The sequence below is a fragment of the Bradyrhizobium sp. genome (assembly GCF_050014615.1).
In the GTDB taxonomy this organism is placed as follows: domain Bacteria; phylum Pseudomonadota; class Alphaproteobacteria; order Rhizobiales; family Xanthobacteraceae; genus Bradyrhizobium.
This window is the reverse complement of the sequence record NZ_JBEKCZ010000059.1, coordinates 1-14,272: the sequence shown is the minus strand read 5'-3', so window position 1 is coordinate 14,272 and position 14,272 is coordinate 1. Positions and strand designations below refer to the sequence as shown.

Below are 14,272 nucleotides of genomic sequence, written 5' to 3'. Positions count from 1 at the left end.
TGCAATTGGCGCCAGTCGCCAAGATTAATCCTTGAATCGGGCAGGCTTCGGCGACTTGGCGCGCAGATTGCTTGTGTCTTTTGCGGGCGGCGCGCTGGCCGCGCGATCTGTGGCCGAGGCTGATTGGAATATGGACGAGTTTGCAAAGCTGAAGCCGCGGCTGGTGCTGACCGGCATCACCAAGCGCTATCCGAGCGTTGTGGCCAACGAAAACGTCTCCTTGAGCGTGCGTCCGGGTGAAATTCACGCGGTGCTGGGCGAGAATGGTGCCGGCAAAAGCACGCTGATGAAGATCATTTACGGCGTCACCAAGCCGGACGCCGGTACCATCATGTGGAATGATCAGTACGAAACCATCGTCGCCCCGTCGCAGGCGCGGCGCATGGGCATCGGCATGGTTTTTCAGCATTTTTCATTGTTCGAGACGCTGACGGTCTGGGAGAACATCGCGCTCGCGCTGGATGAGCCGGTTCCGACCGCGAAACTGGCGGCCCAGATCACCGAGGTTTCCGAAAAATACGGACTTCCGATTGATCCCTATCGTCTCGTTCACAGCATGTCGGTGGGCGAGCGGCAGCGCGTCGAGATCGTGCGTTGCCTGCTTCAGGAGCCCAAGCTTCTGATCATGGACGAGCCCACTTCGGTGCTGACGCCGCAGGCGGTCCTGATCTTGTTCAAGACGCTCCGGCGGCTGGCGTCCGAAGGCTGCAGCATCCTCTATATCAGCCACAAGCTCGATGAAATCCGCGCACTCTGCGACACCGCGACGGTGCTGCGCGGGGGGAAAGTCAGCGGCGGCGCCATTCCGCGCAACGAAACCAACGAGAGTCTCGCCAGATTGATGATCGGCGGAGAGCTGGCGGAGTGCCATCTCACCCCCCGCGAGCCCAAGGAAGTACGGCTCGATGTCGAGCATTTGTCGCTGGAGTCGCCGGATCCGTTCGGCACATCGCTCAAGGACATCAGCCTGCAGGTGCGCAGCGGCGAGATCCTGGGGATCGCCGGGGTTTCCGGCAATGGTCAGAAGGAGTTGATGACGGCGCTGTCGGGTGAGCGGCTGAGCACCAGCGGCTCGATGATCAAGCTGTTCCGGCTCGGGCGCGGGGCGGTGCCGCCGATGAGTCTGGCCTATAACGCGCTGCTCACCGGCGCGCGCAAGGGCATGGTGCAGAACGGAATGATTCATCCGAGCGTGATGAAGACGTTTTCCAAGCACGTCATCGAGCGCTTCAAGGTCAAATGCGGCGGCGAGCAATCGGTCGCCTCGAGTCTGTCGGGCGGCAATCTGCAGAAATTCATCGTCGGACGCGAGACGATGCTGCAGCCCAAGATGATGATCGTGGCCCAGCCGACCTGGGGCGTGGATGTCGGCGCGGCGCAGCTGATCCGCCAGGCGCTGATCGATCTGCGCGACTCCGGCGTCGCACTGCTGGTGATATCCGAGGAACTCGACGAGCTGTTCACGATCAGCGATCGGCTGGCGGTGCTGGCCGCCGGACGGCTTTCGCCTTCAGTCAAGCCGGCGGAAACATCGATCGAACAAATCGGGATATGGATGAGCGGCAAGTTCGGCGACAAGGCGGGCGATGGCCAGGCTTCCGCAAATTCGAAACTGGAGACTGCTGATGCTCAGGCTTGAGCGGCGCGCCACGCCTTCTTCGACGATGAGTATCGTTTCGCCGATATTGGCGGCGATCGGCATGCTGGTGACCGGATTTCTGCTGTTCAGCGCGCTCGGCAAGGATCCGGTGGAAGCGTTCTATCTGTTCTTTATCAAGCCGCTGTCGACGAGCTACGGCATCGGCGAATTGCTGCTCAAGACGACGCCGCTATTGCTCTGTGGACTGGGGCTGGCGCTGGGCTTTCGCGCCAATGTCTGGAACATCGGCGCCGAGGGGCAGCTGACCATGGGTGCGATCGCCGGGGGTGGCGTCGCGCTGTGGTTCGGCGACAGCGATTCATATTTTGCGATGCCGCTGATGCTGTTGGCCGGCGTGCTCGGCGGCATGGTCTGGGCCGCCATTCCGGCCTTCCTGCGCACCCGGTTCAACACCAACGAAATTCTGGTGACGCTGATGCTGGTGTACATCGCCCAGCTGATGCTGTCCTGGCTGGTCCACGGGCCGTGGCGCGATCCGCAGGGACAAAACTATCCGCAGTCGCAGGGCTTCGGTGACGCCGAAACCATGTCGGTCCTGATCGAGGGAACGCGCGTGACCTGGGGCATCGTCTATGCGGTGATACTGGCGCTGGTCGCCTGGGTGTTCTCGCAGAAAACCTTCGCCGGTTTTCGCATGCAGGTGGCCGGGCTCGCGCCCGCCGCTGCCGCCTATGCCGGCTTTTCGGAAAAGCGCAACATCTGGATTGCCCTGATGCTGTGCGGCGCCACCGCCGGCCTCGCTGGGATTTGCGAGGTCGCCGGACCGATCGGACGGCTGCAGCAGGAAATTTCGCCGGGCTATGGCTTCGCCGCGATCATCGTCGCCTGGATCGGACGGCTGCATCCCATTGGAGTCGTGTTCGGCGCGCTATTGATGTCGTTGCTCTATCTCGGCGGCGAATCGGCGCAGATGGGAATGGGCCTGCCGTCCGCGATCACCGGATTGTTCCAGGGATTGCTGCTGTTCTACCTGCTGGCCGCCGATCTGTTCATCACATTCCGACTGAAGCGGGTAGCCGCCGTGACCGAACCCACTCTGCCGACGCCGACGCCGGCGGCAACGATTGAGAGCGCCGCATGAATCCCCTTGTTCCGATGATTGCCAGCACGGTGGTGGCAGCTACGCCATTGATCTATGCCGCGCTCGGCGAAACCGTCGTCGAGAGATCCGGCGTCCTCAATCTCGGCATCGAAGGCATGATGCTGATCGGCGCGGTGGCCGGCTTTGCCGCAACGCGCGGATCGGGGAGCGATACCGTCGGGTTCATCGCCGCCGCCGCCGCCGGCGTCGCGTTGTCCCTGGTGTTCGGTTTTCTGACGCTCAACCTGCAAACCAATCAGGTGGCGACCGGCCTTGCGCTGACCTTGTTCGGAATCGGCTTGTCGGCCTTTGTCGGGCATAATCTGGCGGGGTTGCCGGTAGACCGGCTGGCGCCGCTCAAAATTCCCGGGCTCTCGGACATTCCCGTGCTGGGCGATCTTTTGTTCCACTACGACATCATGGTCTATCTTTCGGTGGCGCTGTTCCTGGGCGTGCAGTGGTTCCTGACCAAGTCCCGTCCGGGCCTGACCCTGCGCGCGATCGGGGAATCCCCGGGGGTTGCCCACGCGATCGGAAAGTCGGTGCTGAAGACCCGCTATTTGGCGGTGATGTTCGGCGGCGCGACCGCCGGCATCGCCGGCGCCTATCTGTCGCTGGTGCAGACGCCGATGTGGGTGGAAGGCATGTCGGCCGGCAAGGGCTGGATCGCGCTCGCGCTGGTCGTGTTCGGGACCTGGAAGCCGGCGCGTGTTGTCGTTGGCGCCTATCTGTTCGGCGGCGTCACCCAGTTCCAGCTTTTCGCTCAGGGGTTCGGTTTGCCGATACCGACCGAGTTCCTGTCGATGTTGCCGTATGCGGCGACGATTATCGTTCTGGTGATCATCTGTCGCGACCCCAAGACGATTTTGCTGAACCAACCCGCCTCGCTCGGCCGCAGTTTCCATTCGGCCGCATGACGGCGTGCGGACCGGATTTTCTCACGACCAGTCTCTCCACTCGTAGTTAGCCCTAACCAAGAAGGTAAGCGTCATGCATCTCAACAAAACTCTTAAATCTCTGCCGCTGTGCGTCGCAGCGGGTCTGATGGCGATGTCGCCGGTGGCGACTTTCGCCGCCGAGCCTCTCAAGGTCGCCTTCGTCTATTTGGGCCCGCGCGGCGATGGCGGCTGGACGCAGCAGCACGATATGGGCCGCCTCGGCCTCGAAAAGGCGATGGGCGACAAGATCAAGACCACCTTCGTGGAAAATGTTCCCGAGACCGCCGATTCCGAACGCGTGTTTCGCCAGCTCGCGTCCGATGGCTACACGCTGATCTTCGCAACCTCATTCGGCTACATGGAGCCGTTGCAGAAAGTCTCCAAGCTGTTTCCGAATGTCAAATTCGAACACGTCAACGGCTTCAAGACCGCGGCCAACATTTCCGTCTACGAACCCCGCTTCGAGGAAGGCTTCTATCTGATCGGCGTGCTCGCCGGACAGATGACCAAATCGAACACGCTTGGCTTCATCGGGTCGTTCCCGATTCCCAGCGTGGTGCGCAACGTCGACTCCATGACCCTCGGCGCGCAGTCGGTCAATCCCAAGGTCAAGACCAAGGCGATCTGGGTCAACACGTGGTACGACCCGGGCAAGGAACGCCAGGCGGCTGATACCCTGATCGCGCAGGGCGCCGATAACGTCGCGCAGAACACCGACTCGCCGGCGTCGATTCAGGCGGCGCAGGAGAAGGGCACCTACGCGTTCAGCATCGATGCCGATATGTCGAGCTTCGGCAAGAAGGCGCAGCTCTCGGGCACCACCGAAGACTGGAGCGGCTATTACATTGCCGAGACCAAGAAGGTGCTGGATGGCACCTGGACCGGCAACCGTCACACCCGTTGGGGTATCAAGGAAGGCATGGTGGTGATGGCACCGCTCAATCCGGATATTCCGCCCGCCGCCGTCAAGGTTTTCGAGGACAAGAAGGCCGCGATTGTCGCCGGCACGCTGAATCCGTTCGCCGGACCGATCAAGGACAACACCGGAAAGGAACTGGTTGCGGCCGGTGCGACGATGGCGCAGGCGACCTTCGACTCGCTCAATTTGTACGTTGAGGGGATTGACGGCAGCATTCCCAAATAAGCCGCATTGGAGCCAAACACGAATTCTATGCCGGCGTTTCGATAACGAAACGCCGGCATAATGCGTGATAACAAGATAACAAGATCAAGATGAAAGTGGCCGGGCCGGACTTGCCCAATCACGGCCCGCTGGTCGTTTGATCGGAGTGCGGCTGTTCCGCTCCATTTTCCGTCCCCTGCAACGGAGGCCGCCATGGCATCCACGCTTGAAGCCGTCCGGGTTTCGAATTCCGCGTTGCCGATTATCGATATCGGCGGCCTTTCATCGAGTTCGCTGACCGACCGGAAAGCCGTTGCCGAGCGCCTGCGGACCGCCTGCCTCGACAACGGCTTTTTTTACGTCGTGAACCACGGCGTGCCCGGCGATCTCACGGACGCCCTGTTTGCCCAGACCCGGCGTTTCTTCGACAGTTCTGACGCGACGAAAAGCGCGGTCGACAAGCGCCTGTCGTTCTGTCAGCGCGGCTTTGAGCCGATGCGGGCGCAAACGCTGGAGGCAGGCGCGCCGCCCGATCTCAAGGAGAGCTTTTATATCGGCCCGGAATTGTCGCTCGATGATCCCAGGGTCATCGCACGGCGGTTCAATCACGGACCCAATTTGTGGCCATCCGAGATGCCCGGCTTCCGGCCGGTGATGGAAGCCTATTTCAGCACCATGCTCGAGCTGAGCCGGAAGCTGATGACGGGCCTGGCGCTCGCGCTCGACCTCGACGAACAATATTTCGCGGCCTATTGCACCCATGCGCATGCCACGCTGCGGCTTCTGCATTATCCCCCGCAGCCACCGAATGCGGCTCCCGGCGAAAAGGGCGCGGGCGCCCACAGCGATTTCGGCGGCATCACGCTGCTGCTGCAGGATGAGGCCGGCGGCCTCCAGGTCCAGGGCAAGTCTGCCGGCGAATGGATTCACGCAACACCCGTTCCAGGCGCCTTTGTCGTCAACCTCGGCGACATGATCGCGCGCTGGACCAATGACCGGTTTCGCTCGACCGTGCACCGGGTGGTCAATGCGTCCGGCCGCGAGCGATACTCGGTACCGTTTTTCTTTTCCGGCAATCCGGACCAGGAGGTTGAATGTCTGCCGTCCTGTCTGGCCAGCGGCGAGGTGCCGAAATATCCGCCGACCACGGTCGAAGGGCATCTCAGGGAAATGTACCGGCGCACCTACAAGTAAACACGCTGCAAATAAACACACTGCAAATAAACCCGCCCGCGCTTGTCCGGCGCGCTCGGCCTTGCCGGTGCAGACATGCCTGACTTCGATCCCGTCATTCTGGTTCACGGCGCCTGGCAGGGATCATGGGCCTGGGCGCGCTTTGTGCCCTATCTTCAGGCCGCCGGATTCGTAACCCACGCGATCGATCTTCCCGGCAACGGCGCCGATGGTTCAGATCCCGCCGAGGTCACCTTCGAGGCTTGCCTGCGGCATGTTTACGGAATTGTCCGCGCGCTCGACCGGCCCGTGAGTTTGGTCGGTCATTCCGGCGGCGGACTATTGATCACCGCCTTCGCGGAGCGCTGGCCCGGCTCTGTGTCGCGGCTGGTCTATGTCGCCGGCATGATGCTGCCCGGTGGCGAAAGCTTCGAGGAGATCGTCAAGTCCGTCAGCCCGCGACATTCCGAAGCCATTGGGATCTGGCCACACCTCGAATGGTCGGCGGATCGCCGGACATCCCGGGTGCCGGCACAAGCGGCGATCCGGTTTTTCCTGCAGGACTGCGCGGCGGAAGACGCCGCGGCCGCCGCCGCTCAACTGACGCCGCAAGGCGAGGGCGGGCGCGCGGTGACAACACTGGCGAGTGCCGAGCGTTACGGCCGTATCCCGCGGCTCTATGTCGAAGCCTTGCATGACCGCTCCGTGATCCTGCCCGTGCAGCGCGCCATGCAGGCCCGCGCCCCCGGTGCGCTGGTGGTGTCGATGCCGACCGGCCACGCCCCGCAGTTTTCGGCCCCCGCAGCTCTGGCGAAAGCGATCATACCTTTTCTCGCCTCGAGAGAGCCCCACGGAATCCGTTAGAACCACAGATGGTTGACAAGCGAGAATCTAAATCTCATCAAAGTGGCGTTAGCGCCGTCCGGTGTTGCAGGTTTTCGTATCGATCAGGCGCGTCAACTTCAAAGCAGTAGTGCCCGAAAATGGATGCATCGCGCGATTTCATGACCGAACCCTCTGCGCGCGCCGTCGTTCGCGAAGGCTCACCGGCCCGTGATAGCGAAAGAAGAGCCAATCTGCTGGTTCTTTGCGGTCTTGCGCTGGTCGTGGGGGTCATGACGGCGTTCGGCGCCGTCGCACTTCGCGGGTTGATCGGATTTTTTCACAACGCACTTTACAACGGCACGTTCAGCATCTGGTACGACGCCAATATCAGCGAAGGGCCGAGCCGGTTTGGCGATTGGGTATTTTTGTCGCCGATTCTCGGCGGCCTCGTTGTCGTCTTCCTGGTGCAGCGCTTCGCGCCCGAAGCGAAAGGCCATGGCGTTCCCGAGGTCATGGACGCGGTGTTTTACAAGCACGGCAATATCCGGGGTCAGGTCGCGATCGTAAAATCTCTCGCCTCGGCGCTCTCGATAGGCAGTGGAGCCGCGGTCGGTCGCGAGGGGCCGATTATCCAGATCGGCTCGGCGCTGGGTTCAGCTTTCTCTCAGGCGATCGGACTTGCGACGCGGCAGAAAATCACCTTGCTGGCCGCGGGCGCCGGTGCCGGGATCGCCGCGACTTTCAACACGCCGCTCGGCGGCGTGCTCTTTGCCCTCGAAATTCTGTTGCCCGAGGTCTCGAACCGCACCTTTCTTCCTGTCGTGGTCGCGACCGGCGCCGCCACGACCATCGGCAGGATATTGATCGGACCCGATCCGGCCTTCGTCGTGCCTGACATTCAATTGTCGCTGGCCTCATCGCTCGGTCTGCAGGAAGCAATCGCCTTTGTTCTGCTCGGAATAATTTGCGGTGTCGCCTCCTGGGCCTTCATTCGCCTGCTCGTGATCATGGAGGATGGTTTCCCCAAATTGCCGGGAAACGCCTATACGCAAAACATTTGCGGCATGGCCATCATCGGCCTGATGATGGTCGTCATGATCCGTATCTTCGGCCATCCCTATGTCGACGGCGTCGGTTACGGCGTGATCCAGTCGGTTCTCGACAACAAGATGGCATCCGCGGGCGTCCTTGCGTTGCTGTTTGTTTTGAAAATGCTCGCCACCACCGTCAGCCTCGGAAGCGGTGCTTCCGGCGGCATCTTCTCTCCGTCGCTGTATCTCGGTGCCACGCTGGGGGGATCTTTTGCGCTCGCGGTGGGCAAATTTCTTCCGCTTGCCGGTTTGACAGTTCCTTCAGCCGCGATCGTCGGCATGGCTGCCATGGTAGGTGCAGGAACCGGTGGAGTCATGACCGCCATTGTCATGGTCTTTGAAATGACGCGTGACTACGCCATCATTGTTCCGGTCATCGTAGCCGTCGCGGTCGCGGCCGGTATCCGGCGGGCGTTGATCGGCGAAACCATCTACACGATCAAATTGCGTCATCGCGGCCACCGCATCCCGAAGGAGCGGCATATCAATCTTTATCTGGTGAAGCAGGCCCAGGATATCATGGAGCGGCGATTCATCCTCGCCAAGGCCGGAACCTCGCTGAAGGATACCATCAGCCTCGAACAAGATACCGACGACACGCGCGCTATCATCGTTGAGCGCGAAGGCCGGATCGTTGGTCTCATTCCGCCGCGCTCGGGTCTATGGCGCGAGTCCCGGAGCAATCCGGACCTGCTGGTTGAACGTTTTGTCGAAAGCCGCGCCGTGATTTGCCGGGACGTCGATCTCTTGAGCCTCGTATTCGCCAGGCTGAAACGCCATCGCTCCGGCGCCGCCATCGTCTTCCGGGGCGTTAATCGGCCGAGGGCAGGGGACATCGTCGGCGTCATCACCAAACGTGCGATCGCTGACACGGTCATCGACAGCTACGACGATTGACCCGCGGTTGGTCTCGCAGCGGCCGCGATTTCCAAGAGCCTTCAAGGCGTGCTCGGCGCAGAGCCGGCCGATAGAGATGCTTTCGCCGCCGTGGTCGAAGTCAGCGCTGCCTGAGTGATTGGGCGGCGATCCTTGACATAGCCGATGGGAACGCCAAGCCTGGAAATTGTCACGACGACCTTGCCATCAATGATCCTGTCGCAGCTCAAATGCGTTGGAGCGATGAAGAAGTCGGCCCGGCCCCATTGCTGATTCTTGATCCAGCGCAGCCGGACCCGCTTTAACCGACGCTCGAACGCATACCGCTCCCGCTCGAACGAGACTCGTTCGCCACAAACCCCCACCGTGTAGTCATGCGGTGTGAGCGAGCCACCGAGGCGCTCGGTGCGATCGAGATATTGCTCGAGTTGATTTACCGCCTCAGGCATGATGTTGACCCAGTAGTCGGTCACGTAGAGACGCGATGCGCCATCAAGGCCGCCGACCACAGGATTGTAGTAAAGGTACTCGTAAGGGTGCAGCCGAACCAGCACGCTGGCGTTCCAGGCGAAGTAAAGGCTTGCGGCTGCGATCGCGGCGAATCCGAACGGCTTTCGCCACGACGACAAGGCGACCGCCGCGGCGTCAATGCCGATGCCGGACAGCACCGCAAGCGGCGGCAGCACGAACGTAAAATGGCGCAATCCGGTGAAGGCTGGGCCGTGCGCGATCACCTGACACGCCAGCGGGAAGGCGACTGTAAGCACGATCAGCGCGATCTCACGGCGGCTGGATAGCTGCAATCCGGCGCGTCGCGCCAGCGGCGAAGCCGCGGCAAACAGCATTCCGACGGCAGCGCCGGCCAGCGTCATCAGCGAGACGCGGATCAGGATATAAATCGGCACATAGAGACGCGGGACCGACTCCATCGGGTAAACATGACCGTCAAGCAGGGTTTCGATGTGTTTTTGAAACTCGGCAAACTCGAACAGGCCGCGAACGGGATTGAGCGGCGCCAGCGCCGCCCACGGCCAAGCCGCGATCATGATCAGATAAGCGACGATAAACGCGGGGCAGAGATACGCAATCGATCGCATCATGAACCGGCTGGTCGATCGCCAATTCTTTTGCGGTGACTGGGGCATCGCCAGCAGCACCGCAAAACCGGCGTAAAATACCAGTAGCAGCGCGAGAACGCGAATACCGAGAGCGCACCCCATCAGCAAGCCGAACAGCAGCACATCGCCAAAGTGCGGACGCGGCAGCCGACGCATGATGCGTATCAGCATGTAGGTGGCGCCGATCATACCGGCTGCGAGCGGAACGTCCTTGGTATGGTTGAACATTTCGCCGTACCAGCAGCCGCAGACGGCAAGCGCTACGGCTGCAATGAATCCGGCGCGGGAGCCCGAGATCGTCCGTGCGGTGGCCGCGGTCGCCGCGATGCCGGAGATGCCGATCAGCGCGCAGAGAATATGCCTGATGTCATAGATATCGATGCTGGCAAAAATCTCGCCGAGGCGCACCGCAACGATATCGAACAGGCCGCCGTAGAGATAAAGGTCGCGGAAACCGAATACCGTCTCGTCGGTCATGCCGCTGCGGTAGTATTCGAGGATAAGCTGCCCGTAATGATGTTGCAGGCCTTCGTCGTTGGACACGGCATAGTCGCGGAAGGTCCAGAACGCGATTGAGGTGATTGCCAACACCAGCAGCGTGGTCGCGAGATCGTAAGGGCCGAACTGGTGTGATTTCGAAATTAGCGTGCGGTCGTCAATTTGCTCGGTCGTGGCCATGCCCGCGCCGGCTGCAACACTCTCGCTCATTTTCGTCCTCGTATGGGAGGTTTCGGGTGATCCTGCCAAGGCTAGCGAGCGGGGCGCTCACCGTAATCGGTCAATTCGAAGACAGCCTTGCTTTCTTCTTCGCCATCTTGTTTGACAAAATTAGATTCAACCAAGTCATCGAGGGCTTCGCGGGGCAGAATACCGATGCCTACGCCATCCGCGCGACAGACCGCGATATGGTCCTTGTATGCCCGCGTCGGGCTTTGAAGAACCTCTATGCGACCGCCGACGGAAGCCATCATTTGCAAAAGCTCCGCGTTGTCATCGACATTCCCCCAACATCTTTGACACCGCGCCAGCGGCCCGTAGCGTATTATGCATCGCTATCGAATGGGCGGCATTAGACTATAGGCTTATGATAAACCGGTCGGCGCATATGTCTCTTCATGGCGCGCATCGTGTCAGCCAGTGCGGTGCAGCGACACGCAAAAGTTAATTTGACCTTTCGATCCGCATATGTGGACAAAATTTCGATCCCGCCGCATGCTAACCAGTGTCTTGCATCACTCAAGATTTATCGGGTTCGGTGGGTTTGGACTGGAGCTGCGATATGAAATTTGTGACGGGGTTGCTCGCGGCGGTTCTCCTGTTGGCAGGGGTGAATGCGAGCCATGCGGCAATCCGGATTGCCGATGATCGCGGCGGCCAGATCGGCGCCTACGTCGACAAATATCAGGACCTGCGCACTTCGGGCGAGACGGTTATCATCGACGGCCTGTGCGCCTCGGCGTGCACCATCATTCTCGGCGCGATTCCGCACGACAGGATCTGCGTAACGTCGCACGCCAATTTAGGTTTCCACGCGGCGTGGGATCATGGCGCCAATGGCCGCGCGGTGACCAACCTCAACGCGACGCAGATGCTATATTCGCTTTATCCCTCCCCGGTACGACGCTGGATCGCCGCGCGAGGCGGGCTGAAACCGCAGATGATCTTCCTGCGTGGCAAGGAGCTGATGAGCATGTACCGGCCGTGCTATCTCGACGCGCAGGCTTCCTCACCGCGCTGAGGAATTTATATCAGTATGACGCTCGGCGACTTCCGCCTTCGGCACGAACCAGACCAACCGGGCCGGTCTGACAACGTCCGTTATCAGGGGAAGACCGCAAGTCGCGTTTCGGCGTCGTCAGGACCGTTCTGGATCCTTGGCGTTGCCGCGATGATCCAGCGGTTCGCTCGCGTGACGCTTCAGGAAATTGGGATCGATTGCCATTGACTGGGTTGTCTCGTTACTCATGAATACCGGCTGGAGGGTGTGTGATTTGAATCGCCACACATTGTCTTCGTTCAATACACACTCATTGATCAAATCTGCCACCATAGGGGGATTTGACTGATGCTTCGTTTTGCCACCATAGAAAATGACCATCCCCCGCACTGTCGCGCGGCGTTCGCTGCTCGACGCTACCTGTAGATTGGCGATCAGGTGACGCACGGCTCTCAAGCCGCTAATCCCTAGTTGACGCTCTGCTGTCACGCCGTTTTGACGGGCACGCCAGTCGTAAAATGCCCGGATCTGTTCACGCCCTTCAAACCGGTTGTGACCCACCATCTTCACGCCGTCCGGGGTGAAAAGTTCATGGGCAGTGCGCCCTTCGTTGAAGTCAACGTCGTACCAATATGTCACCTCGAGACGATGAAGAGCGTGCCAGAGGAGGAGTTCGTCGTGAGGATTCATTGGCACTTCAGGCAACTTGTGAAAATTGGTCGAAATTTCGTGGTGTCGTCGCTGGGTTGGTAGGAATTGAGGTTGGCGTAGTCTCCGGGGTGATGAACCTCGAATCATCCGGCGTTGAAGCGTCGGACTGGAGACCACGCCATGAACAAGTCTATCACGACGCCCGATTCCTTGCAGCCCGCGACCGAACTGGCTGTTGATCTTTTCGACAACTGGTTTGACCCGATCGAGACCGAGGTGCGGGCTCGGTCGCGCCAGTTTATCGAAGAACTGATCCGCGGCGAGCTCGATGCCGCGCTGGCACGGCCGCGTTATGGTCGCGGCAAGATGGCCGGCAATGAAGCAATGGCCGAGGTTACGGGCCATCGTCACGGCAGCCGGACGCGGTCGCTGACGGGCACATTCGGGCCGATCGAGATCGCGGTGCCGCGGGCTCGGCTGACCAAGCCGGAGGGCGGTACCGCGGAATGGAAGAGCCAGGCGCTGCGGGCCTATCAGCGGCGCACGCTTGCCGCCGATGCGCTGATCGCAAGCAGCTATCTGGCCGGCACCAATACGCGGCGGGTGCGTCGCGCGCTGGCGGCGCTGTTCGGCGGAACGGTCGGCAAGGACACGGTGAGCCGGACCTGGCGCAAGGTCAAAAGCGACTGGGATGCCTGGAACAGCCGATCGCTGGCCGAGGAGCCGATCGTGCGGCTGATCCTCGACGGCACGGTGGTTCGCGTGCGGCTCGACCGCAAGGCGACCTCGATCTCGCTGCTCGTTGTCCTCGGGGTGCGCGCCGACGGCCAGAAGGTGCTGCTCGCGATCAGGAGCATGGGCGGCGAGAGCGCCGAGGCTTGGCGCACGGTGCTCGGCGATCTCATCAAGCGCGGGCTCAGGCGTCCCGAATTCCTCATCGTCGATGGCGCGCCGGGGCTCGACAAGGCCATTGCCGCGGTCTGGGACGGCGTGCCGGTGCAACGCTGCACGGTCCACAAGCACAGAAATCTTCTGGCCCACGCGCCCGAACGTCTGCATGAGGAGATCACGGCCGACTACAACGACATGATCTATGCGGCGACACCCGAAGAGATCGCGGCTCGCCGCAAGGCCTTCATCCGCAAATGGCGGCTGAAGCATCGTGCCGTCGCCGACAGCCTGGAGGAAGCCGGCGATCGTTTGTTCACCTTCGCGCGCCTGCCACCGAGCCAATGGCGCAGCCTGCGCACGACCAATGCGATCGAGCGGTTGCACGAGGAGTTCAAGCGTCGGATCAAAACGCAAACCGTGCTGCCGTCAGCCGACACCGCCGCGATGTTGTTCTGGGCGCTCCTTGCCTCAGGACAGATCAACATGCGCAAGGTCGATGGTTGGCAGACGCTCGCCACAAAACCCGTCGATCAACCGATTGACCTTGCCGCCTGAAACGATAACTTCGTGTTGCCCGGAGAAAGCGCCAACCGAATTCCAACCACTTTCCGGACGGCACCGCAGAAGATCGCCTGGAATCCTATTTGGGGCAACCCGGCCACTGAGGCCGGTGCCCCAGACGCACCGGATCTTGAATCTTCTTCCGCGCCAAAATCATCAAAAGGGCAGCGGCGCTGGATACGTTGGCCTTCGCGAAGAATATTCCGGACCGCGTCGACGCGCAGTCCGCACCCGCCAAGGTGGGGCTTGCCGTTTCTGTCATCGATGTTCACGGCAACGTCATTCTCAGGCAACGCATGAGCGGAGCGGCAACGGCCGCAATTGTGAGGTGCTTCACAAAATTGGCGCCGATGCTGGCCGATCAGTCTCAGGTTGGCTATTCCCATTGTTGCAATTTTCGATAAATCGATGTTGGATACGACTTCGAGAGCAATACGACCCATTTGGATTGGCCTTGTTCAGGGCGCAGATTGGATTTTTGTGCAGCACGAAGTCGGCATTTGAATCATCGCCGATTGATCGCACGTAGCCATAATTGATGAAGACGGGCGCGCTGTGACCGCGCCC

At 60.9% G+C, this 14,272-nt stretch carries 13 protein-coding genes; 9 read left to right on the top strand and 4 right to left on the bottom strand.

Annotated elements, in window-relative coordinates:
* Positions 1 to 130: 130 nt before the first annotated feature.
* The 7 genes from ABR948_RS12040 to ABR948_RS12010 all read left to right on the top strand — a co-directional run bounded on the left by ABR948_RS12040 (position 131) and on the right by ABR948_RS12010 (position 8,788).
* Positions 131 to 1,639, top strand: coding sequence for an ABC transporter ATP-binding protein (locus ABR948_RS12040; RefSeq protein ID WP_428117619.1), 1,509 nt, complete (start codon positions 131 to 133; stop codon positions 1,637 to 1,639).
* Complete coding sequence (locus tag ABR948_RS12035) at positions 1,623 to 2,741, top strand: ABC transporter permease (RefSeq protein WP_428117682.1); 1,119 nt, start codon at positions 1,623 to 1,625, stop codon at positions 2,739 to 2,741. Before ABR948_RS12040 ends, ABR948_RS12035 begins: the two co-directional genes overlap by 17 nt.
* On the top strand, positions 2,738 to 3,658 hold the full coding sequence (locus ABR948_RS12030; protein WP_428117617.1) for an ABC transporter permease: 921 nt from the start codon (positions 2,738 to 2,740) through the stop codon (positions 3,656 to 3,658). The genes ABR948_RS12035 and ABR948_RS12030 overlap by 4 nt, the downstream gene beginning before the upstream one ends.
* 73 nt (positions 3,659 to 3,731) lie before the next feature.
* Positions 3,732 to 4,823, top strand: a complete 1,092-nt coding sequence (locus ABR948_RS12025; RefSeq protein WP_428117614.1) for a BMP family ABC transporter substrate-binding protein — start codon at positions 3,732 to 3,734, stop codon at positions 4,821 to 4,823.
* Positions 4,824 to 5,015: 192 nt separating this feature from the next.
* Positions 5,016 to 5,996 (top strand): isopenicillin N synthase family dioxygenase, encoded by a 981-nt coding sequence (locus ABR948_RS12020; RefSeq protein WP_428117612.1) that lies wholly within the window; start codon positions 5,016 to 5,018, stop codon positions 5,994 to 5,996.
* Positions 5,997 to 6,071: 75 nt separating this feature from the next.
* Positions 6,072 to 6,839, top strand: a complete 768-nt coding sequence (locus ABR948_RS12015; protein ID WP_428117609.1) for an alpha/beta fold hydrolase — start codon at positions 6,072 to 6,074, stop codon at positions 6,837 to 6,839.
* 140 nt (positions 6,840 to 6,979) lie between these two features.
* Entirely contained in the window at positions 6,980 to 8,788 is a 1,809-nt protein-coding gene (locus ABR948_RS12010) for a chloride channel protein (RefSeq protein WP_428117607.1), read from the top strand.
* A gap of 41 nt (positions 8,789 to 8,829) precedes the next feature.
* Here the strand turns inward: ABR948_RS12010 and ABR948_RS12005 are convergent, their stop codons facing one another.
* Together ABR948_RS12005 and ABR948_RS12000 are read right to left on the bottom strand one after the other, a co-directional pair.
* Positions 8,830 to 10,593, bottom strand: coding sequence for a glycosyltransferase family 39 protein (locus ABR948_RS12005; RefSeq protein ID WP_428117604.1), 1,764 nt, complete (start codon positions 10,591 to 10,593; stop codon positions 8,830 to 8,832).
* Between the two features lie 41 nt (positions 10,594 to 10,634).
* On the bottom strand, positions 10,635 to 10,856 hold the full coding sequence (locus ABR948_RS12000; protein ID WP_428117602.1) for a hypothetical protein: 222 nt from the start codon (positions 10,854 to 10,856) through the stop codon (positions 10,635 to 10,637).
* Between the two features lie 308 nt (positions 10,857 to 11,164).
* Between ABR948_RS12000 and ABR948_RS11995 the strand changes: the two genes are divergently transcribed.
* The gene (locus ABR948_RS11995) at positions 11,165 to 11,623 is read left to right on the top strand and encodes a Clp protease/crotonase-like domain-containing protein (RefSeq protein WP_428117599.1); all 459 of its coding nucleotides are present in this window, start codon (positions 11,165 to 11,167) and stop codon (positions 11,621 to 11,623) included.
* Positions 11,624 to 11,740: 117 nt separating this feature from the next.
* On the opposite strand, the gene ABR948_RS11990 is transcribed toward ABR948_RS11995, so the two are convergent.
* Positions 11,741 to 12,292: a nuclear transport factor 2 family protein gene (locus ABR948_RS11990; RefSeq protein ID WP_428117596.1), complete on the bottom strand. Its 552-nt coding sequence runs from the start codon at positions 12,290 to 12,292 to the stop codon at positions 11,741 to 11,743.
* A gap of 141 nt (positions 12,293 to 12,433) precedes the next feature.
* On the opposite strand from ABR948_RS11990, the gene ABR948_RS11985 reads away from it, so the two are divergent.
* On the top strand, positions 12,434 to 13,699 hold the full coding sequence (locus ABR948_RS11985) for an IS256 family transposase (protein ID WP_428117593.1): 1,266 nt from the start codon (positions 12,434 to 12,436) through the stop codon (positions 13,697 to 13,699).
* Here ABR948_RS11985 and ABR948_RS11980 read toward each other — a convergent pair.
* Positions 13,675 to 14,148 carry a hypothetical protein gene (locus ABR948_RS11980; RefSeq protein ID WP_428117591.1) on the bottom strand — a complete coding sequence of 158 codons (474 nt, stop codon included), beginning with the start codon at positions 14,146 to 14,148 and terminating at the stop codon, positions 13,675 to 13,677. The two genes, ABR948_RS11985 and ABR948_RS11980, sit on opposite strands and share 25 nt — an antisense overlap.
* Positions 14,149 to 14,272 lie beyond the last annotated feature (124 nt).

What these genes read in the sequence shown, in the direction of transcription:
- ABR948_RS11980 (WP_428117591.1), bottom strand. Translation starts at nt 14,148, where the DNA reads ATGGGTCGTATTGCTCTCGAAGTCGTATCCAACATCGATTTATCGAAA.
- ABR948_RS11985 (WP_428117593.1), top strand. Translation starts at nt 12,434, where the DNA reads ATGAACAAGTCTATCACGACGCCCGATTCCTTGCAGCCCGCGACCGAA.
- ABR948_RS12040 (WP_428117619.1), top strand. Translation starts at nt 131, where the DNA reads ATGGACGAGTTTGCAAAGCTGAAGCCGCGGCTGGTGCTGACCGGCATC.
- ABR948_RS12010 (WP_428117607.1), top strand. Translation starts at nt 6,980, where the DNA reads ATGACCGAACCCTCTGCGCGCGCCGTCGTTCGCGAAGGCTCACCGGCC.
- ABR948_RS11995 (WP_428117599.1), top strand. Translation starts at nt 11,165, where the DNA reads ATGAAATTTGTGACGGGGTTGCTCGCGGCGGTTCTCCTGTTGGCAGGG.
- ABR948_RS12000 (WP_428117602.1), bottom strand. Translation starts at nt 10,856, where the DNA reads ATGATGGCTTCCGTCGGCGGTCGCATAGAGGTTCTTCAAAGCCCGACG.
- ABR948_RS12020 (WP_428117612.1), top strand. Translation starts at nt 5,016, where the DNA reads ATGGCATCCACGCTTGAAGCCGTCCGGGTTTCGAATTCCGCGTTGCCG.
- ABR948_RS11990 (WP_428117596.1), bottom strand. Translation starts at nt 12,292, where the DNA reads ATGAATCCTCACGACGAACTCCTCCTCTGGCACGCTCTTCATCGTCTC.
- ABR948_RS12025 (WP_428117614.1), top strand. Translation starts at nt 3,732, where the DNA reads ATGCATCTCAACAAAACTCTTAAATCTCTGCCGCTGTGCGTCGCAGCG.
- ABR948_RS12005 (WP_428117604.1), bottom strand. Translation starts at nt 10,593, where the DNA reads ATGAGCGAGAGTGTTGCAGCCGGCGCGGGCATGGCCACGACCGAGCAA.
- ABR948_RS12015 (WP_428117609.1), top strand. Translation starts at nt 6,072, where the DNA reads ATGCCTGACTTCGATCCCGTCATTCTGGTTCACGGCGCCTGGCAGGGA.
- ABR948_RS12030 (WP_428117617.1), top strand. Translation starts at nt 2,738, where the DNA reads ATGAATCCCCTTGTTCCGATGATTGCCAGCACGGTGGTGGCAGCTACG.